General features: G+C 72.9%; 17 protein-coding genes and 1 tRNA gene. 7 read left to right on the top strand and 11 right to left on the bottom strand.

Features of this window, described 5'->3' with window-relative positions; genetic code table 11:
• Positions 1–13: 13 nt before the first annotated feature.
• Positions 14–610 (bottom strand): hypothetical protein, encoded by a 597-nt coding sequence (locus tag ACWDR7_RS03930; RefSeq protein WP_449853626.1) that lies wholly within the window; start codon positions 608–610, stop codon positions 14–16.
• 220 nt (positions 611–830) lie between these two features.
• On the opposite strand from ACWDR7_RS03930, the gene ACWDR7_RS03925 reads away from it, so the two are divergent.
• On the top strand, positions 831–1,571 hold the full coding sequence (locus ACWDR7_RS03925) for a hypothetical protein (RefSeq protein ID WP_449853625.1): 741 nt from the start codon (positions 831–833) through the stop codon (positions 1,569–1,571).
• Positions 1,568–4,033, top strand: coding sequence for an OmpL47-type beta-barrel domain-containing protein (locus ACWDR7_RS03920; protein ID WP_449853624.1), 2,466 nt, complete (start codon positions 1,568–1,570; stop codon positions 4,031–4,033). Before ACWDR7_RS03925 ends, ACWDR7_RS03920 begins: the two co-directional genes overlap by 4 nt.
• Before the next feature lie 106 nt (positions 4,034–4,139).
• Here ACWDR7_RS03920 and ACWDR7_RS03915 read toward each other — a convergent pair whose 3' ends face one another.
• The 5 genes from ACWDR7_RS03915 to ACWDR7_RS03895 all read right to left on the bottom strand — a co-directional run bounded on the left by ACWDR7_RS03915 (position 4,140) and on the right by ACWDR7_RS03895 (position 10,192).
• Entirely contained in the window at positions 4,140–4,697 is a 558-nt protein-coding gene (locus ACWDR7_RS03915; protein WP_449853623.1) for a hypothetical protein, read from the bottom strand.
• A gap of 75 nt (positions 4,698–4,772) precedes the next feature.
• Positions 4,773–5,501, bottom strand: a complete 729-nt coding sequence (locus ACWDR7_RS03910) for a response regulator transcription factor (protein WP_449853622.1) — start codon at positions 5,499–5,501, stop codon at positions 4,773–4,775.
• 97 nt (positions 5,502–5,598) lie between these two features.
• A complete protein-coding gene (locus ACWDR7_RS03905) occupies positions 5,599–7,692 on the bottom strand; it encodes a sensor histidine kinase (RefSeq protein WP_449853621.1) in 2,094 nt (697 codons plus the stop codon).
• On the bottom strand, positions 7,689–9,590 hold the full coding sequence (locus ACWDR7_RS03900; protein ID WP_449853620.1) for a hypothetical protein: 1,902 nt from the start codon (positions 9,588–9,590) through the stop codon (positions 7,689–7,691). The genes ACWDR7_RS03905 and ACWDR7_RS03900 overlap by 4 nt, the downstream gene beginning before the upstream one ends.
• A 101-nt stretch (positions 9,591–9,691) precedes the next feature.
• Entirely contained in the window at positions 9,692–10,192 is a 501-nt protein-coding gene (locus ACWDR7_RS03895) for a MarR family winged helix-turn-helix transcriptional regulator (RefSeq protein WP_449853619.1), read from the bottom strand.
• Positions 10,193–10,244: 52 nt separating this feature from the next.
• Here ACWDR7_RS03895 and ACWDR7_RS03890 point away from each other — a divergent pair.
• The 3 genes from ACWDR7_RS03890 (at position 10,245) to ACWDR7_RS03880 (ending at position 12,787) form a co-directional block, all read left to right on the top strand.
• Positions 10,245–10,316 (top strand) — tRNA-Gln (locus tag ACWDR7_RS03890).
• 1 nt (position 10,317) lies between these two features.
• Entirely contained in the window at positions 10,318–11,778 is a 1,461-nt protein-coding gene (gene glmU / locus ACWDR7_RS03885; RefSeq protein ID WP_449853618.1) for a bifunctional UDP-N-acetylglucosamine diphosphorylase/glucosamine-1-phosphate N-acetyltransferase GlmU, read from the top strand.
• The gene (locus ACWDR7_RS03880; RefSeq protein ID WP_449853617.1) at positions 11,753–12,787 is read left to right on the top strand and encodes a ribose-phosphate diphosphokinase; all 1,035 of its coding nucleotides are present in this window, start codon (positions 11,753–11,755) and stop codon (positions 12,785–12,787) included. Before glmU ends, ACWDR7_RS03880 begins: the two co-directional genes overlap by 26 nt.
• 37 nt (positions 12,788–12,824) lie before the next feature.
• On the opposite strand, the gene ACWDR7_RS03875 is transcribed toward ACWDR7_RS03880, so the two are convergent.
• The 4 genes from ACWDR7_RS03875 to ACWDR7_RS03860 form a co-directional block, all read right to left on the bottom strand.
• Positions 12,825–14,363, bottom strand: coding sequence for a sensor histidine kinase (locus ACWDR7_RS03875; protein ID WP_449853616.1), 1,539 nt, complete (start codon positions 14,361–14,363; stop codon positions 12,825–12,827).
• Positions 14,360–15,085, bottom strand: a complete 726-nt coding sequence (locus tag ACWDR7_RS03870; protein WP_449853615.1) for a response regulator transcription factor — start codon at positions 15,083–15,085, stop codon at positions 14,360–14,362. Before ACWDR7_RS03870 ends, ACWDR7_RS03875 begins: the two co-directional genes overlap by 4 nt.
• Before the next feature lie 72 nt (positions 15,086–15,157).
• The gene (locus ACWDR7_RS03865; RefSeq protein WP_449853614.1) at positions 15,158–15,595 is read right to left on the bottom strand and encodes a hypothetical protein; all 438 of its coding nucleotides are present in this window, start codon (positions 15,593–15,595) and stop codon (positions 15,158–15,160) included.
• Complete coding sequence (locus ACWDR7_RS03860; protein WP_449853613.1) at positions 15,582–15,794, bottom strand: helix-turn-helix transcriptional regulator; 213 nt, start codon at positions 15,792–15,794, stop codon at positions 15,582–15,584. The genes ACWDR7_RS03865 and ACWDR7_RS03860 overlap by 14 nt, the downstream gene beginning before the upstream one ends.
• 86 nt (positions 15,795–15,880) lie before the next feature.
• Here ACWDR7_RS03860 and ACWDR7_RS03855 point away from each other — a divergent pair, with 86 nt between their 5' ends.
• A complete protein-coding gene (locus ACWDR7_RS03855; RefSeq protein WP_449853612.1) occupies positions 15,881–16,366 on the top strand; it encodes a hypothetical protein in 486 nt (161 codons plus the stop codon).
• A 65-nt stretch (positions 16,367–16,431) separates the two neighbouring features.
• The gene (locus ACWDR7_RS03850; protein WP_449853611.1) at positions 16,432–17,754 is read left to right on the top strand and encodes an FAD-binding oxidoreductase; all 1,323 of its coding nucleotides are present in this window, start codon (positions 16,432–16,434) and stop codon (positions 17,752–17,754) included.
• Between the two features lie 35 nt (positions 17,755–17,789).
• Here the strand turns inward: ACWDR7_RS03850 and gndA are convergent, their stop codons facing one another.
• Positions 17,790–19,235: an NADP-dependent phosphogluconate dehydrogenase gene (gene gndA / locus ACWDR7_RS03845; RefSeq protein ID WP_449853610.1), complete on the bottom strand. Its 1,446-nt coding sequence runs from the start codon at positions 19,233–19,235 to the stop codon at positions 17,790–17,792.

Below are 19,235 nucleotides of genomic sequence, written 5' to 3'. Positions count from 1 at the left end.
ACCCGCGCGTTCCTCAGTCGGCGTACTCGCCGTCGAGAGACCAGGTCGCCCGGTAGTGATCCCTCCCCGACAGCAGCCAGAACGAGTGCAGCGGGGGGACGACGCCGGTGACGAACTCCTCGCCCTCGGCGGTCTGGGCTCGGCCCGTCGCGCCGACCCCCATCAGCTCGTGCTCGTAGTAGCGGTAGATCTCGGCGCGGCTGACGCCCTCGTCGGTCGCGTACCAGCCCACCTGCGTGTACTCGTTCTCCCATTCGGTCCAGCACAGGGCCGCCCACGCGGGCGCCTCCGGCCAGAAGTCGGGGCGGCCCTCGAGCTGCGCCTCGTGGATCGGCGACGTCGACTCCGCGGGGAACTGCCGAAGGCAGCGGGGATCGATCGCCTCGGATGACGCGCCTCCGACCGTCGGCACGGGCGTCTCCGTCTCGGAGGGTGAGGGAGAGGGGGTCGGGCTCGCTCCCGCATCGGCGGGGGAGACGGGGCCCGCTCCGGCGCCCTGCGGCGGCGGGGAGCCGGCCTGCGCGCCGCAGCCCGCGACGGCGCCCGCGACGGCGAGGCAGGCGAGCACGGCCAGGGCGAGCCGCGAGGCTCGCGCGGTGTTCCGGGGCATCCGGTGCTCCTTCCGTGGGTGGCGATCCATCGTGACCGGCCGCGCGTCCCACCTGTCAGGGGCTCCGGTCCCCGACCGGGAGTCCCGGCCGGATCGAGGACACGCGCCTCTGGGAGCCGGGCACGCGGGCACAGGACGCTCGGAGACGCACCGCCGAGGGCGGTCGCCTGGCGTGTCTCGACGAGGGACGCGTCGATCCCACGACGAAAGCGACCTCATCATGTCCACTGCTTCCGATTTCTCTCCCGTCTCTGCCCGCGCATCCGCCTCGCCACCCGCGAAGCGCGGATTCCGCATCGCGATCTGGCCCCTGTGGGGCGCGCTCGCCGCCGCCCTGGCCTTCGCCGGCACCATCGTGTTCGACGTGCGTCCCGCGGCCGAGATGGCCGCCTGGGAGGCCGGCGAGGACTACATCGTCACCTCGGCCGACATGATGGATCTCGACCACGTCGCCAGCCGGATGGGCTGGACAGTGGGCCTTCTCGGCGTGCTCGCCCTGTTCGTGTTCCAGGGGTACTGGCGACGCAACGCGGAGCAGCGGTTCACCGGATCGGTGGGCGCCCGGATCTTCACCGGGGGCATCCTCGCGACGGCGGCGACGCTGATGCTCGGCTACGGCTGGAAGGGCGCGCTCGCCAACTACCTCGGGCCGGAGGCCGGGCTGTACGACGAGGAGGGCCTGTTCGTCTACTACATGCTGACCGACTTCGGCGCGTACCTGCCCGGATTCGGCCTCGTCGTCGCGGCCATCGCGTTCGTGTGGATGGCCTTCGCGGAGCGGAACGTCTCCCGCATCCTGGGCGGCTTCACGGCGGTGATCGCGCTGTTCATCCTCGCGATGACGTTCGGCACCGGCGTGCCGGGGCTGCCCGGCGTCTACGGCCTGATGTGGCTCGGCATCGCGTGCCTGTGGCTCGCGGTGGGGCGCAGCCGCATCACGGAGCCGGGGGATCCCGCGTGACGCGCGTACGCCGATCGACGGTCCTCTCGCGCGGGAGGCGGCTCGGGGCCGCGGCGGCGACCGCGGCGCTCGTGTCGTCGCTCCTCCTGTCGGGGACGGTCGCGGCGAGTGCCGCGCCCGAGGAGGAGCCCGCCGCACCCGTCGAGGTCGTTGCGGAGGCGACCGGAGCCGGACAGCCCGCCGCGGCGCCGCCGGCCGGCGAGACCGCGGGGGTGGGCGGCTCCGCCACGCCAGGGGCCCAGCCGTCGCCCACTTCGGGCGCCGCGGGCGGCGACGGGCCCGAGACCGGAGCAGAAGCGTCTGCGGAGCACGCCGCGACGGAGACGCCCGAGCCGGAGACGCCCGAGCCGGAGACGAGCGAGTCGGAGATGCCCGGACCGGAGCAGCCGCCGGCAGACGTCGCGCGGGATGACACCGCCGGGGAGCCGGCGGACGCCGCGGCGAGCGCATCGCCGGTGGCGCCTGGGACGACGGTGCCGTCCGAGGATAGGACGACGGCATCCTCGTCGCCCCAGGCCGGGGCGGCGCCAGGCAAGGCCGCACCGCCCGCACCGGGATCGCCCAAGGCCGTGTCGAACGAGATCGCGCCGGGAACGGCGCAGATCGTCAACGTGCGGTTCGAGGCCGTGCGCATGATCCAGGTCGTCAGCTACGGCGCCCCGGACATCCGCATCCAGACGATCGATCCGAACGACCACGTGACCTTCACGACGCAGGGCGGGCTGACGACGATCCACCTCGTCGAGGACGAGGGCCGGCTGCTGCCGTCCGGCGTGTGGCGGGTGGAGTTCCACAACGACGGCGACGAGCCGGCCCGCGTGGCGTACGAGATCTCGTCGCAGCGGGCGGCCGTCGAGCTCATCCCGCAGGGGTTCCCGCCCGAGGCGGGGCTGGCGGTCGGCACGCGCGCCCTCCTGAACGGGGAGCCGATGCCCGACGGCACGCTCGCGACGGCGGTCGTCACCGCCGCGGACGGCTCCACGAGAAGCGCTCCGCTACACCGTGCGCAGGGCGCGCAGGACTGGCGAGCCGACTTCCCCGACGCCGCGCCGGGCGTCTACGTGGTGCGGACGCTGTTCGACGTCGACGGCCTGCGCTCCTCGGTCGCGTTCACGGTGGTCGCCGGCGAGCCGGAGCGCGTGCCGCCCGCGCTGGAGCTGCTCACCGTGCCGGCGGCGTCGAACGCCCGGGGATGGTTCGCGCGCGATGTCGAGGTGACCATCCGCGCCAGCGACGCCGGCTCCGGCGTGGCACAGCTGGAATGGCGGGTCGACGCGGAGGAGCCGCGCACCACGGACGAGTCCGTGGCCGTCTTCGGTCTCTCCCACGGCGAGCACACCATCGAGTACCGCGCCGTCGACCGCCTCGGCAACGAGACCGGTCTGCGCACGCGGGAGATCCGGATCGACACCGTCGCGCCCGGCATCGATGTGCAGGTCCCCGTCGAGGGCGGCGAGTACGTGCGCGGCAGCGCTCACACGGTGTCGTTCGCGTGCGAGGACGACCTGTCCGGCATCTACGAGTGCACCTCGGCGACGCCGCACGGCGGCCCGCTCGACACGACGTATCCGGGCGAGTACACGATCCGTGTGAGTGCGATCGACCGGGCGGGCAACCTCACGCAGCGGGACGTCTCGTACCGCGTGGTGGAGCCCCCGCTGCCGACGGTCGGGATCTCGATGCCCGAACCTCAGGGCTTCGAGGGCTGGTATACCTCGCGCCCGGTGTTCGGCCTCGAGGCGCTGGAGGGCAATCTCGACGTGGCGAGCCTGCACTGGCGGTACGCGATCGACGGCGGAGAGCCGGTCGAGGTGCAGCGGGACGGGCCACGCGCGGCCTTCTCCCCGCCCCAGGACGGCGCGTACGAGTTCACCTACTGGGCGGTGACGCGCGACGGCCGGGTAGTCCTGCCGCAGACGGTGACGTTCCGGGTCGACACCACGCCGCCCGTGATCGACGTGCGCGCGCCCCGGGGCGCCGACCCCGCGGCGGCCGTGCTCGCGCCCGGGCAGTACCGGCAGGGCGACGAGCTGATCGCGGACTACGCGTGCGACGACGAGACGTCGGGGCTCGCCGAGTGCCGGGGGACGGTGGCGTCGGGCGCGTCGCTGCCCACCGACGTGCCGGGCGAGCGCGAGTTCGTCGTCGAGGCGACCGACGCGGCCGGCAACACGGCCAGGGCGGTCGTCGCGTATGCGATCGTGCCCGCGCCGGCGCCCGGTGAGCAGCCGGGAGAGGATCCCGGGGAGGATCCCGTCGATCCGGACCCTGTCGATCCGGACCCTGTCGATCCGGACCCCGCGGGCGATCCGCGCCCCGGCGATCCTGTCCCGGCGGCGGATGATCCCGACGGTCCTGACGTGCTCGCCGTCACCGGTACGGGCATCCCGTGGGCGCTCGCCGTGGCGGGGATCCTGCTCGCCGCCGGTGGGTGGATGATCCTGCGCAGACGCCACGGCTGACGCGCACGGAAGGGGGGGCGCCGGTCCGATCGTGAAGACGGTCGGATCGGCGCCCCCCCTTCGTGTTCCGGCGGCCCGTGTGCCGGCGGCTCGTGTGCCGGCGGCGTCAGTACCCGTCCGAGAAGAGCACGGTGAAGCCGCCGTCGGTCTCCCGGATCTGGAAGGCGACGTCGCCGAGCGTGCCGTCGAGGGAGGCGTAGCCGGTGCCGGACTCGGCGCCGTCGCTGCGCACGAGCTCGTGGCCGCCGAGCGCGCCCTCGTAGTGCGCGAGGACGGCGTCGATCGCGGTGCTCGAGGCGTAGTCGGCGTTCTGGATCGTGTACGGCTCGCCGTCGATCCCCTCGCCGCCGCTCTCGGAGGTGGAGCACAGCACGGCGTCCTCCGGCGGTGCGGGCCAGTCGGCCGGCATCAGGGTGAGGGCCTCGATGTCGGCCGGGGCGAGGGCCGACAGCGGGTACGCCTCGAGGCAGACCTCGTCGACGAGCCCGGACGGATCGGAGGCGGCGGGAGGATCCTGTGCCACAGGGTCCTGCGCCACAGGATCCTGCGCCACGGGATCCTCCGTCGTGGGTGCTTCGGGCGCGCAGGCGGTCAGCGCGAGCACCGCGGCGGCGCCGACGAGGATCGGTGCGGCCGGGCGCGGCAGGCGAAAGGCTGATGACATGGGGACTCGCTTTCGTGCGGGGAGAGGCCGCGGTCGCGGCCCTGGTCCACCCTCACGAACGCGCCGTCCCGGCGGTCAGATACGGATGTCCCCGATGGGTCCCGGATCGGGGATGGGACCGGTCGCGGACGCGGCTCCCGGCCGCGCGCCGAAGCCCGCCTCACGCGCCATCACGATGAGCGCGCTGCGATCGGGGGCGCCGAGCTTCGTCACGATGCTGTACACGTAGTTGCGCACCGTCTTGCTGGTCAGCACCAGGGTGCGCGCGATCGAGCCGTTGTCGAGGCCGCGGGCCACGAGGTCGAGCACCTCGGCCTCGCGCTCGGTGAGCTCGGGGAACCGCGCCGGCGTCGCCGCGGCATCGGTGCCGCTGAGGTAGGCCACTGCACGCGCCGCGACGTCGGCGCCGAAGAGCGCCTGCCCGTCGGCCACGGCCTGGATGGCCCGCTCGACCTCGTGCGGCGCGGCGACCTTCGACAGGTATCCGCGCGCTCCCGCGCGCATCGCGGCGAAGAGCGAGCGATCGTCGCTGTGCATCGAGAGCACGAGCACGGCCACCGAGGGGTGACGCTGCGTGATCGACCGCGTGGCATCCAGCCCCGACTCCTGACCGAGGTCGAGATCCATCAGCACGACATCCGGGGTCCGCTCGGCGACGAGCGCGAGCGCACCGTCGACCGACGCGGCGTCGCCCACGACCTCGACGCCGTCGAGCGTCTCGAGCAGCGAGATGATGCCGCGGCGGAAGAGGGGGTGGTCGTCGACGACCGCCACCGTGACGATCCGTGCGCGCTCGTCGCTCATGCGCGTGCCCTCCGTTCCTCGCCGCCGCGTCGGCGTCGTCTCGTCGCGGCGCGTGCTGCTCCTCCTGCCGAGGCTGGCCGTCCCGGCGTCCCGGGCATCAGAGCACTCCGTCCCGGATCGGCGTCGTCACGGTGCTCGCGCGCCCCTCGCCCGCCGTCGCGGCGTCGAGGGCGAGGTGCACGCGCACCGAGGTGCCGGAGGCGCCCGTCGAGACCGACAGCTCGCCGCCGAGCGTCGCGGCTCGCTCCCGCATCGAGGCCATCCCGACCCCCGGCGACGCGCTTGCGGGGATGCCGGATCCGTCGTCGACCACCTCGAGCGTCGCCGTCGCGTCGTCGGCGTGCAGGCGCGCGGTGATCCGTCCGGCGTGCGCGTGCCGCACCGCGTTGGCGACGGCCTCCGCCGCGATGAAGTACAGCGTCTCCGCGACGTGCCGCGGAAGGCCGGCGGCGCCCGACACCTCGCTGCGCACCCGCAGCCGAGACGACGAGAACCGCCGCGCGAGGCGCGAGAGCATCTCGGGCAGCTCGTCCGGCTCGAACTGAGGCGCCGAGACCTCGTCGGCGAGGGCCCGGACCTCGCGCGCTCGCGCTCGTATGTCGTCGGTGAGCTCGCTCAGCAGCTCGCGAGCGCGGTCCGCATCGCTGGATGCGAGGTTCTCGACCGCGGCGAGCGCGAACCCCGTGCCGGCGAGCGCGGGCCCCAGGCCGTCGTGCAGCTCCCGGCGGATCGCACGGCGCTCGTCGGCGCGCCGGGTGGCGAGAGCTGCGCGCGCCGCGTCGAGCACGTCATGCGACTCGGCCAGCCGCACGACCGTGGCGACCAGGCCCGCCACATCCGCGAGCACGGTCCGGGTGCGGCGATCGAGGCGCTGACCGGCGACCGGCCCGGCGCTCAGGTCGCCGAGGCGCGCGTCGCCGATCGTGAGTGGCGCGTGCACGGCATGCGTCGCATCTCCGGCGCCCGATGCCACGCTCAGCCGCGGAGTCCGGATCTCGACCCATCCGAGACGGAGCACCCGGCGCAGGGTGTCGGCCAGCTCCCGGATGCCGTCCGCTCCCGGCGGCAGCTCGCCGATCCGCTCCCCGAGACGGGCGAGCAGCGCGCCGGGGTCCGCGCCCTCGCCGTACACGAGACGATCGATGCGGCGCTGCAGCCAGCCGCGCAGAGGGAGCACCGTGAGGGCGATCACCACCGGGGCGACGAACGCGAGCGCACCGCCGGCCCCCATCGTCGCCGGCACGACCGTGACGACGACGAGGTAGAGCACCACGCCGCTCACGCTCAGCAGGAGCCACAGCAGCACGCGGCTCACGACGATGTCCACGCCCCACAGCCGCTCGCCGAGGATCACCACCACGATGCCTGCCGGAAACAGGATCTGCCCGATCACGGGTGTGAGGAGCGCGAAGTCGATCACCCAGCGCGGCGTGCCGAGGTACTCGGGCAGCGCCTGGGCGATGTACGACGCCGTGACGAAGAGCTGGCCGATCGACAGCCAGGCCAGGCCGAAGCGCGCCCGGCGGCGTCTCGCACGCCGCCACCGCGCGAGCACGACGCCGCACGACAGCAGCGAGATGCCGAGGGCGAGGCCGGAGAGAGCGGTGTACAGCGGAGGCAGCATCGCCTGATAGGCCGGCGCGTCGATGCCGAGGGGATTCCGGGGCGGCAGCGGTCCCTGGTTGGTGAGGCTGATGAACGTCGCGGCCGCCGCGATCCCGCCCGTCACGGCCACGATCCCGCCCTGCCAGCGCGGCAGGCGCCCACGCGTGACGAGAAGCGGCACCGCGGCTGCGAGGAAGGTCCCCGGCACGAAGGCCCAGCCCGCCGCGTAGGCGATCAGTCCCCACAGGGGCAGGTCGTCGATGCGCGCGCCGAGCAGTCCGTACGGGATGGCGAAGGCCGAGAGGCCCGACCCCACGGCATAGCAGGCCAGGGCGATCCCCACCGGATGAGGCCGCCGCGCGAGGACGAGGGCGCTCGCGGGACCGTAGACGAGTGCGACGGTGACGTCGATCGGGTAGGCGAGGCGCCGGATCTCCGGGGGAGCCTCCGAGAGGAAGACCCCGGGCAGGGGATCGGACGGCAGGCCGACGGACCAGGCCAGCAGGGCGGAGGAGGCCACGAGGAGCCAGGAGATGCCCCAGACGGCGACGGCAGCCGCGACGCGAATCCCCGATCCGCTCGTCATCGCGGGAACACCGCCTCGATCGCCTCTCCGGCGACGTCGACGGTGTGCGCACCGAACTCGCGGGCTCGCCGGGCGATGGTCGTCGCGTCGTCCTCATCGAATGTCGCCGGCCGCACGGTGACCCGTGTGGACTCGGCATCGAGCGCGACGGTCCCGCGTGCCACGCTGATCCCCTCCGTGCGTCGCGCGATGATCAGGCATTCCGCGAGCAGGAGGTAGACGCGCAGCTGGGCGTCCGAAGCCAGCACGTCGGTGCCCTTCGCGTCCACCTCGACGCGCATGCCGGGCCCGGACAGGGCCGTGGCGAGCTCATCGAGCGCGCCCTCGAGATCGCCCTGGTCCAGCGCGGTGGGCAGGAGCGTGCGCGACAGCCGGCGCACGTCCTCGGTCAGCGTCGCCGTGTCGGCGCGGAGCGCCCGCAGCTCCTCCCGCCACCGCTCGTCCCCGCGCGCGAGAAGGGCGTCTGCGGCCGAGAGCCGCACGCCGACGCCCGCGAGCGCGGGAGCGAGCGCGCCCTCCAGCTCGCGGTGCAGGATCCGGCGCTCCTCTCGTCGCACATCGAGCGTGCGCCGACGCGTTGCCGCGACCTCCTCGTTCACGACGGCCAACTGCACGGCCACGGCGATCAGGCCGGCGGTCTGGCGCAGCACGGGCAGGACGTCGTCATGCAGCGAGTGGCGCTCCGGACCGCTCAGCGTGACCGTGCCGACCGGACGACCGGCCGACACGAGCGGCACCGTGATCGACGGGTCGACACGACGGCCCACCGCCGACCGGCCGGTCGGTCCCAGATCCACCTCCGCGGACGACAGGCCCCACGTGTCCCGCAGCGCGGCCGCGAGGTCGGTGAGGCCGCCCCGGCCCGGACGAGCCAGGTGCGCGCCGAGCCGTTCGAGCACCTGGCGCGCGTCGGGAGGCGGATCGGTGAACACCGCGTCGAGACGCGCGCGCGTGATGCGCACCGTCGCACCGAACACGAGGGCGAGAGCGGCCGCCGCGAGCGCCCCTCTCCACAGCGGCTCCATGCCCAGGGCGCCCGCGACCACCCCGACCGCGAGGTACGCGCTCAGTCCGAAGGCGAGGGACTGTGCGAGCGCGACGACGTCGCCGGTGTGACGTGCGCGCGACGTGACGCCGCTGAGGGCGAGGATGCCCAGTGGGAGGAAGGCGTGCGAGAGCACGAACATCGCGTCCGTGAGGCCCCCGAGAACCGGCGGCAGCCCGGGCAGCAGGCGCGCGTAGCTGGCGAGCAGGAGCAGGGCGCCCGCGAGGAACCACCGCGCCGCGGCCCGCTCGCGTGGGCTCGACGGCCGCCAGGCGCGCGCGAGCACGACAGTGGCCGTCCCGAGACTCGCGATTGCGAGGGCGAGCGGCACGGGAACGTCCCAGACCTCGGACGGCGCCACGAGCGAGCCCAGCACGGACAGCACCTCGAGCACGAGCGCTGCCACCCCGAGGGCGATGCCGGCGCGGGGACGCCGCACATGCCGCGGCATCAGCAGCCACGCCAGCAGCCCGAGTGCGGCCAGCTCCGCGAGCCCCCACAGATGGGAGAGCGAGATCACGGCGGCCCGTAGGGCCGCGCCGTCGGGAGACTGGGCGTGCAGCAGGGAGAGCAGGGCGAACCAGCCGCTCAGCACCGCGAGCGCGCCCTCGATCACGGCGACGTCGTCGCGACGGAAGCGGAGCGAGACGGCGGCCACGGGCGCGTAGACGGCGGCGGCGACGAGCAGCCGCACCCCCGGCAGCAGGTCGGCGTCGGCGGCGGCGCCGATCGCGATCGCGCCGACGACGGGCACGATCGCCGCCGCGATGATCAGCCCGGCCAGGACGACACGGGCACGCCCGCTCGCCCCGCGCGCAGGCGCCGAGGCGGAGAGAGGATGCCGGGTGCTCATCGGCACAAGTATCCCGGTGCGATGCTTCCGCGGCGAGAGGTGCTTCCGGCGGCGCCGGCCGCGCCCGTGCCTCGCACTCGCGCGGGATCCGGAGCCCTCGTTCAGGCGCCGGTCTCGAAGCCCAGGCTCAGGTGGCGAAGCAGCGCGGCCAGCCGTGTCCGCTCCGCGTGCGAGAGGGTCCTCAGCAACTCGGCCTCGGCGTCCATGAGCCGGGTGATCGCCGCGTCCACACGGATCCGTCCCTGCTCGCTGAGGGTGACGAGAACGCTGCGGCCGTCCTCGGGGTCGGCCTCGCGGTGGACCAGGCCGCGGCGCAGCAGCTTGTCGATGCGGTTGGTCATCGTGCCGCTGGAGACGAGGGTCTGCTGCAGCAGCTGCTTCGGGCTGAGCTGATAGGGCTCGCCCGCGCGGCGGAGCGCCGAGAGCACGTCCCACTCCCAGGGCTCGATCTCGGTCCGGTCGAACGCATCGCGGCGCGCGCGATCCAGGTGGCGCGACAGGCGGTCGACGCGCGAGAGCACCTCCATGGGCGAGAAGTCGAGGTCGGGTCGCTGCGTGCGCCACGCGCCGACGATCCGGTCGACCTCATCCACCTCGCCCATCCGGTCATTATGACCCGTGAGAGACTGTTGCCGCGGTCCGCGCGGCCGCGGGTCCGCCATGGTGTAACGGCAGCACGACAGCCTTTGGAGCTGTGAGGACCAGGTTCGAATCCTGGTGGCGGAGCATGAACCACGAGAATCTGGCGATCGTCGTGCTGGCCGCGGGGCAGGGCACGCGCATGAAGTCGCGGACCCCGAAGGTGCTCCACCGGATCGGGGGCAGGCCCCTCGTCGGGCACGTGCTGCATACCGCCGAGGCCCTCGGCGCGCAGTTGATCGAGGTGGTCGTGCGCCACGAGCGCGACCTCGTCGTCGAGGCCGTGTCGTCGCACCCGGGCGTCGCCGTCGTCGACCAGGACGACGTGCCCGGAACGGGTCGCGCCGTGCAGCTGGCGGTCGACGCGCTGCCGGCCGACTTCGACGGCGACGTGCTCGTGCTCTCGGGTGACGTGCCGCTGCTCGACGCCGAGGCGCTGTCGGCCCTCATCGCCGAGCACCGCACCGCGCAGGCGGAGGCCACGGTGCTGAGCGCGCTGCTCGAGGACGCCACCGGATACGGCCGGATCGTGCGCGGGGCCGACGGCACCGTCGAGCGGATCGTGGAGCACAAGGACGCCGGCGACGACGAGCGCGCGATCGGCGAGATCAACGCCGGCGTGTACGTCTTCCGCGCCGCGGGTCTGCGCGAGAGCCTGCCGCTGCTGAGCGCCGACAACGCGCAGCGCGAGCTGTACCTCACCGACGTCGTGCGCCTGCTGCGCGAGGCCGGTCGCAGCGTCGCCGCGAGTGTCGCGGCCGACGCGCGCGTCGCGCTCGGCGTGAACGACCGCGCCCAGCTGTCGGAGGCGGCCCGGATCCTGAACGAGCGGATCGTGCGGCGCTGGCAGCTGGAGGGCGTCACGATCCAGGACCCGGCGACGACGTGGATCGACGACACCGTCACGCTCGCGCAGGACGTCACGATCCTGCCGAACACGCATCTGCTCGGGGCGACGACCGTGGCCGAGGGCGCCACGATCGGCCCCGACACGTCGCTGGCCGACTGCGAGGTGGGCGAGGACGCGGTCATCCGCCGCTCCGACGCCACACTCGCCGTCTTCGGGCCGCGCAGCACCGTCGGGCCGTTCGCCTACGTGCGCGCGGGCACGACGCTCGGCGAGGGCGGCAAGATCGGCACCTTCGTGGAGAGCAAGAACTCGCAGATCGGCGACGGCAGCAAGGTGCCGCACCTGTCGTACGTGGGTGACGCGACCATCGGGCGGCACGTGAACCTGGGCGCCAGCACCATCACCGCCAACTACGACGACGTGAAAAAGCACCGCACGGTCATCGAGGACCACGTGCACACCGGCACGCACAACGACCTCGTGGCGCCCGTTAGACTCGGGGTCGGCGCGAAGACGGGTTCCGGGGCCGTCATCCGCAAGGACGTCCCGGCCGGAGCGCTCGCGCTCAGCGTGGCTCCCCAGCGCAATTCCCTGGGGTGGGTCGAGAAGAACAGAGCGGGCACCGCCGCGGCAGACGCCGCGCGGCAGGCCCGCGAAGCAGAAGAGGCGGCCGGTGGCTCAGAAGCAGAAGAAGGTTGAACTCGACCGCGAGCGGGGCATCGCCCCGGGCGTCGTCGCGAAGACGAAGAAGCGTCTCGTGGTGGTGACCGGCCGCTCGCATCCCGAGCTCGCGCAGGCCGTCGCGGCGCAGTTGGGCATCCAGGTCGCCCCGACCGAGCACCGCACCTTCGCCTCCGGTGAGATCTACACGCGCTTCGAGGTGTCGATGCGCGGCAGCGACGTGTTCCTCATCCAGTCGTTCGGCGCGAACGTGAACGAGGATCTCATGGAGATGCTCATCATGCTCGACGCGCTCAAGCGCGCCTCGGCCAAGCGCGTCACGGTCGTGCTGCCGTACTACCCGTATTCGCGCCAGGACAAGAAGGGGCGCGGCCGCGAGCCGATCTCGGCGCGCCTGGTCACCGATCTCATCGCCACGGCGGGCGCCGACCGGATCATGAGCGTCGACCTGCACGCCTCGCAGATCCAGGGCTTCTTCGACGGTCCCGTCGACCACCTGTTCGCCAAGCCCGTGCTGCTCAGCCACTTCCGCGAGACGATCACCGACGAGGAGCGCGAGACGCTCACGGTGGTCTCGCCCGACATGGGCCGCGTGCGCGTGGCCGACCAGTGGTCGGACTCGCTGAACGCGCCGCTGGCGATCATCCACAAGCGCCGCGACCCGAAGGTCGCCAACCAGGTGACCGTGCACGAGATCGTCGGCGAGGTCGCGGGCCGCACCTGCCTGCTCGTCGACGACATGATCGACACGGCCGGCACCATCGTGAAGGCCGCGCAGGCACTGAAGGAGAACGGCGCCCGCAAGGTGATCGTCGGCGCCACGCACGCGATCTTCAGCGACCCCGCCTCCGAGCGTCTGCAGGACGACGCGATCGACCGAGTGGTCGTGACCGACACCGTGCCGGTGCCCGAGGAGCGCCGCTTCGAGAAGCTCACGGTGCTCTCGAGCGCCCCGCTGCTGGCCCGCGCCATCCGAGAGGTCTTCGACGACGGCTCCGTCACGAGCATGTTCGACGGCGCGGCGTAGTCCTTCCTTTCGCCCCCGGCTCGTGCGCTCGGTCGGCTCAGGCCGGCCGGGCGGGCAGACGCACCTCGAAGGTCGTGTCGCCCGGCTCGCTGCGCACCGTGATGGTGCCGTGGTGGGCCTCGACGATGGCCTTCGCGATCGCGAGTCCCAGGCCCGTGCCGCCCGTCTTGCGGGCGCGGGAGACGTCGCCGCGGGCGAAGCGCGCGAACAGCTCCTTCTGCAGCGCGGGGTCGATGCCGGGGCCATCGTCGTGCACCTGCAGCACGGCGCGGGTCGCGCCTCCGCTGCCCTCGCGGGCGATGCGCAGCGTGACCGCGGTTCCCGCCGGCGTGTGGGTGCGGGCGTTGGCGAGCAGGTTCAGGACGACCTGGCTCAGCCGGGCGGCATCGCCCGCGACGACGACAGGATCGTCGGGCACCTCCGCCTGCCACTCGTGGTCGGGCGCGGCCACCTGCTGATCCGCGAGCGCCTCCACCGCCACCTGTGTGAGATCCACGGCCCCCACGACGATCTCGGTGCCCTCGTCGAGCCGCGCCAGCAGCAGCAGATCCTCGACGAGGCTCGTCATGCGGATCGACTGCGCCTGGATGCGCTCGAGCGACTGCCCGGTCGTGTCCGACAGCGCCGGATCGCGCAGCGACAGCTCGGAGTAGCCCCGGATCGACGCCAGCGGCGTGCGCAGCTCGTGGCTCGCGTCGGCGACGAAGCGCCGCATCCGCTCCTCGTTGCGCTGGCGCTCGTCGAGCGAGGAGTCGACGTGATCGAGCAGCGTGTTGAGCGCGGCGCCGACCTGCCCGATCTCCGTGCGGGGGTCGGCCTGGTCCGCCGGCACGCGCTCGTCGATCGAGACGGCGCCGGCGTGCAGGGGGAGGCGGGCGACGCGGGTGGCGGTGTCGGCGACGGCGCGCAGGGGACGCAGTCCGCGGTGGATGACGGCGGTGACGGCCGCGCCGAGCACGAGCAGGCCGCCCGCCGTGACGAACGCGATCGTCGAGAGCATCTGCCCCACGGTGGCCCGCACGCCGGAGGTGGACACGCCGATCAGGTAGACGCCGCCGGGCACCTGGCCGGAGGCGATCCGGAACTCGCCCTCCCCGGCGATCGTGACCGTGGTCGCGGTCTCGCTACGCGTGCTCCGGGCGTCGGCGAGCTGAGCCGTGCTGAGGCCCGTCACGCGCGGGCCGTCGCTGATCGCCCCGGAGATCGTCCCGTTCGTCGTGGAGAGCACGATGAGGATCGTGCCGGGGAAGGTGCGCGCACTGGCGAGCTGCGAGGCGGCGTCCTGCCCCGGTGAGACCCACGACGACGCGCTGTCGGCGAGCGACTCGACCTGCTGCGAGAGCGACGACTCGAGCACGCGGCCGAGCACGAGGCTCATGACGGCCGAGACGACGACGAGGATCAGCGCCACGATCGTGAAGACCGTGAGCATGAGCTTGGTCTGGAACGACATAGGCGCCCGCCCGGACGAGACGGTGCCGGTCGCCGGGGCGTCGGCGCCGTGGAGCGCGGCGTCGCCGGGCCGCGGGGGGCCGGGCGGTGCCCCCGCCCGGGTGTCGTCGGCCGCGTCGGTCACTGCGGCGCCTTGATCATGTAGCCGGCGCCGCGGATCGTGTGGATCAGCGGCTCGCGCCCGGCGTCGATCTTCTTGCGCAGGTACGAGATGTACAGCTCGACGACGCTCGACTTGCCGCCGAAGTCGTACTGCCACACCCGATCCAGGATCTGCGCCTTCGAGAGCACGCGGCGCGGGTTGCGCATGAGGTAGCGCAGCAGCTCGAACTCCGTGGCGGTCAGCTCGATGGGCTCGCCGCCGCGCTCGACCTCGTGGCTGTCCTCGTTGAGCGTGAGGTCGGCGACGCGCAGGATCGGCTCGGCGTCCGCCGTCTGCACCCCGGCGCGCCGCATCAGCGCGCGCAGCCGCGCCACGACCTCCTCCAGGCTGAACGGCTTGGTCACGTAGTCGTCGCCGCCCGCCGTCAGCCCGGCCACCCGGTCGGCGACGGCGTCCTTGGCCGTGAGGAACAGGATCGGAACGTCGTCGCCCGCCTGGCGCAGTCGCTGCATCACGGCCAGTCCGTCGAGGTCGGGCATCATGATGTCGAGCACGATCGCGTCGGGCTCGAACTCGCGGGCGGCCTGCAGCGCGTCGAACCCGCTGGAGGCGGCGCGCACGTCCCAGCCCTCCATCTTCAGCGCCATCGAGAGCAGGTCGGTGAGCATCTGCTCGTCGTCGACGACGAGCACGCGGACGGGCGAGCCGTCGGCGCGGGTGAGGGCGGGCTGCGGGGTCGTCATGGCACCCATTCTGCGCCCGCACCTATGGGTTTCCTATGGTGCCGCCTATGCCCCCGCTGTGAACCCCCGCGCTCAGCCGCGGCGGACGAAGTACCAGTTCGCGACGAGCCAGACGATCGCCAGGAACAGGAGTACCGCGGCGCTCATCAGCGAGAACAGCGGATCGTCGACGATGATCGCGACGACGAACTGCGCCATCGACGCGAGGAGCGCGGCGACGCCGACCGTGGCGAGCGCCTTGCCGGCCGCGGCGCGATCGCGCTCGTCCGCGAACTCGAGCGCGTTCACGCGCTCCAGGTCGCCCGATCCGCGCCGCCGCGCGAAGGCCGATGCGAGGGCGCCGAGCACGGCGGCCACGATCAGGATGACGCCGGGCCCGATCCTGTCGACCACGATGAGCCAGACGCCGAACAGCGTCATCGCGCCGTAGATCACGGTGTTGAGGATCGAGATGGGCCACCGGCGGCGTCCGCGTGCCCGATCCCGCGATCCCTGCTCATCCATCGACATCGAAGACCTCCTCCACGGGCGCGCCGAAGTAGCGCGCCAGGTGCACCGCGAGCGTGAGCGACGGGTCGTACCGGCCCGTCTCGATCGCGTTGATCGTCTGCCGCGAGACGCCCAGCGCGTCGCCCAGCGCCTGCTGAGACAGCCCGCGTTCGCCGCGCAGCTCTCTGACCCTGCTTCGCACGTTCTCCTCGGAATCCATGTGTAAAGCCCACTTGACACTATCGAGATTGTCAAGCAAGCTTGTCATGTCAAGGTCACTTTACACCCCCATCGAGGAGAGATCCCATGTACGACGCGCTCGTCGCCTTCACCGACTCCCTGCCCGTCTGGGCGCAGTGGCTGGGCGTCATGCTCGTGTCCGCCATCCCGTTCGTCGAGTCGTACTTCGGCACGCTCATCGGCGTGCTGGCCGGCGTGCCGACCGTCGTCGCGGTGCTCGCCGCGATCGTCGGGAACGTCGTCTCGATGCTCGCCTTCGTCTTCGTCGGGGCGGGGGCGCGCCGGAAGGTGCTGGCCGGGCGCGCCGCGGGCGAGGAGGAGCCGGAGCTGTCGCCGCGCAAGCAGCGCTTCAAGAAGATGTTCGACCGCTTCGGCGTGCCGGGCGTCAGCCTGCTCGGCCAGACGCTGCTGCCCAGCCAGATCACCTCGGGCCTCATGGTCTCGTTCGGCGCCAGCCGCAATCAGGTGATCTTCTGGCAGATCGTCTCGATCATCCTGTGGGGCGTCGCCTTCGCCATTCTCGGCAACCTCGGGCTCGTCGCCCTGCGCTGAGCCGCGACGCATGCGGGGCCGGCCCCGTCGTTCGCGTGTCGGAGGTGGGCGCTACCGTCCGTGCCATGACCACGATCGACGACCTGCGCGCCGGGCTCGCCGGCACCGTGCTCACGGCGACCGACCCCGAGTGGGATGCGGCCCGCCTGTTCCACTCCGGCATCGGAGAGCCCGACCTCATCGTCCGCGCCGCCGACGTCGACGACGTCCGCGCCACCGTGGCGCATGCGGCCCGCGCCGGGCTGCCGGTGACCGTGCGCGGCGGCGGCCACAGCGCGTGGGGTGCCGTGCCCGGCGGCGTGACGATCGACCTCTCCGCGCTGCGCGACGTCTCGGTCGACGGCACGCGCGTGAGCATCGGCGGCGGCGCCACGTGGGGCGAGGTGGCCGCCGCGCTCGCGCCGCACCGGCTCGGCATCAGCTCGGGCGACACCGCGTCGGTGGGCGTGGGTGGGCTGACCCTCGGCGGCGGCATCGGCTGGATGGTGCGCGCGTGGGGCCTGGCGGCCGACCAGCTCGTCGGCGCGCAGCTCGTCACGGCCTCCGGAGACGTGGTGGAGGTCTCGGACGAGACCGCGCCCGAGCTGATGTGGGCGCTGCGCGGCGGCGGCGGCAACTTCGGCGTCGTCACCCGCTTCGACTTCGAGGCGCACCCGCTGCCGGGCGTCGTGTGGATCGAGCTCGCGCTCGCCGGCGACGCGCGGGAGACGCTGCGGGCCGTGCGCGACGTGATGCGCGGCGCGCCCCGCGAGCTCACCGTCACGTACATGGACGTCCCGGCGATGGATCCGAGCGCGCCTCCCGGTGCGTCGCTCACGGCGTGCTGGCTCGGCGACGAGAAGGCGGCGCGCGCGCTGCTCGCGCCGGTGCTCGCCTTGCCCGGCATCACGGAGGTCGCGTTCGGGCCGGTGTCGTACCCGGAGATCCTCGCCGACATGCCGCCCTTCGATCCCGAGCGCCCGGCGCCGGGCTTCGTCGGAGGCAACACGCTGCTCGCCGAGCTGGGCGACGACGCGATCGACCGGCTGGCGGCGTTCCGCGAGGCGCAGCCGGCATCGGTGCTGTTCCTCCGCTCGCTCGGCGGCGCCTACGGCGACGTCGCGCCGGAGGCCACGGCGTTCCCCGCCCGCGAGGCGGGGTGGTTCGCCATGGCGGGCGCCTTCGACGGGCCGCATCTCGACGACGCCGAGCGCGCCCGCGTCGAGGCGGACTGGGCCGCGATCGAGGCGCTCGGTCATGGCGTCTACGGCAACTTCCTCAACGCGACGGAGCCGGAGCTCGTCGTCAAGGTCTACCCCGTCGAGACGATGTCGCGGCTGCGCCGCGTGAAGGCAGCGTGGGATCCGCAGAACGTCTTCCGCCGCAACCACAACGTCCGGCCCGCCTGAGCGGACCGGACGTCGGGGACGGGGTGGGGCCCGCGTCAGTGGGTGTCTTCCGCCTCGATCTCGGTGCGGTCGGCCGACCAGAGGGTGTGGAAGGTGCCGGGCTTGTCGATGCGCTTGTAGGTGTGCGCGCCGAAGAAGTCGCGCTGTCCCTGCACGAGCGCGGCCGGCAGGCGGTCGGCGCGGATGCCGTCGTAGTACGCCAGCGACGACGAGAACGCGGGGGAGGGGATCCCTGCCTGCGCGGCGGAGACGACCACGCGCCGCCACGCGGCCTGCGCGCGGCCGAACACCTCGACGAAGTACGGCGCGGTCATGAGCACGGGCAGGTCAGGGGCCTCGGCGTAGGCGTCGCTGATGCGGTTGAGGAACTGGGCGCGGATGATGCAGCCGGCCCGCCAGATCTTCGCGATCGCGCCGAGGTCGATGTTCCACCCGTACTCGGCGGCGCCGGCGCGGATCTCGTCGAAGCCCTGCGAGTACGCGACGATCTTCGAGGCGAACAGCGCCAGGCGCACGTCCTCGATGAACGCGTCGACGTCGTCCACCCGGAAGCCTTCGTCGGGGCCGGGCAGGTCCGCGGCGGCTTCACGCTGCTCGGGGTGCGACGACAGGGACCGGGCGAACGTGGCCTCGGCGATGCCCGAGACCGGCACGCCCAGCGACAGCGCGGTCTGCACCGTCCACGCGCCCGTGCCCTTGGCGCCCGCCTGATCGAGGATCACGTCCACGAGCGGCTTGCCGGTTTCGGCGTCGACCTGGCGCAGCACCTCGGCGGTGATCTCGATGAGGTACGACTCCAGTTCGCCGGTGTTCCACTCGGCGAACACGTCCGCGATCTCGGCCGGGCTCTTGCCCGTGCCGCGGCGGATGAGGTCGTACGCCTCGGCGATCAGCTGCATGTCGGCGTACTCGATGCCGTTGTGCACCATCTTCACGAAGTGCCCGGCACCGTCGTGGCCCACGTGCGTCACGCACGGCTCGCCCTCCGCGACCGCGGCGATGGACTTCAGGATCGGGCCGAGCGTGACCCACGACTCGTCCGATCCGCCCGGCATGATCGAGGGGCCGTTCAGCGCGCCCTCCTCGCCGCCCGAGATGCCCGCGCCGACGAAGTTGATGCCCGTCTCGCGCACCGCCTTCTCGCGGCGGATCGTGTCGGTGAACAGCGCGTTGCCGCCGTCGACGATGATGTCGCCCGGCTCGAACACCTTCACGAGCTCCTCGATGACGGCGTCGGTCGGGCCGCCGGCCTTGACCATGATGATCGCCGTGCGCGGCTTCGACAGCGTCGCGGCGAACTCCTCGTAGCTGTACGCGGGCAGGAACCCGGCCTCGGGGTGCGCGGCGACGAGCTCGTCGGTCTTGGAGCGGCTGCGGTTGTACACCGCCACCGTGTTGCCCTCGCGGCTGGCGAGGTTGCGCGCGAGGTTCGACCCCATCACGGCGAGTCCGACGACTCCGATGTTGGCTGCAGTGGTCAT

The organism is Microbacterium sp. NPDC003461 (genome assembly GCF_053588335.1).
Note: the sequence above shows the minus strand (reverse complement) of the source record. Positions and strands in the feature narration are given on the sequence as shown.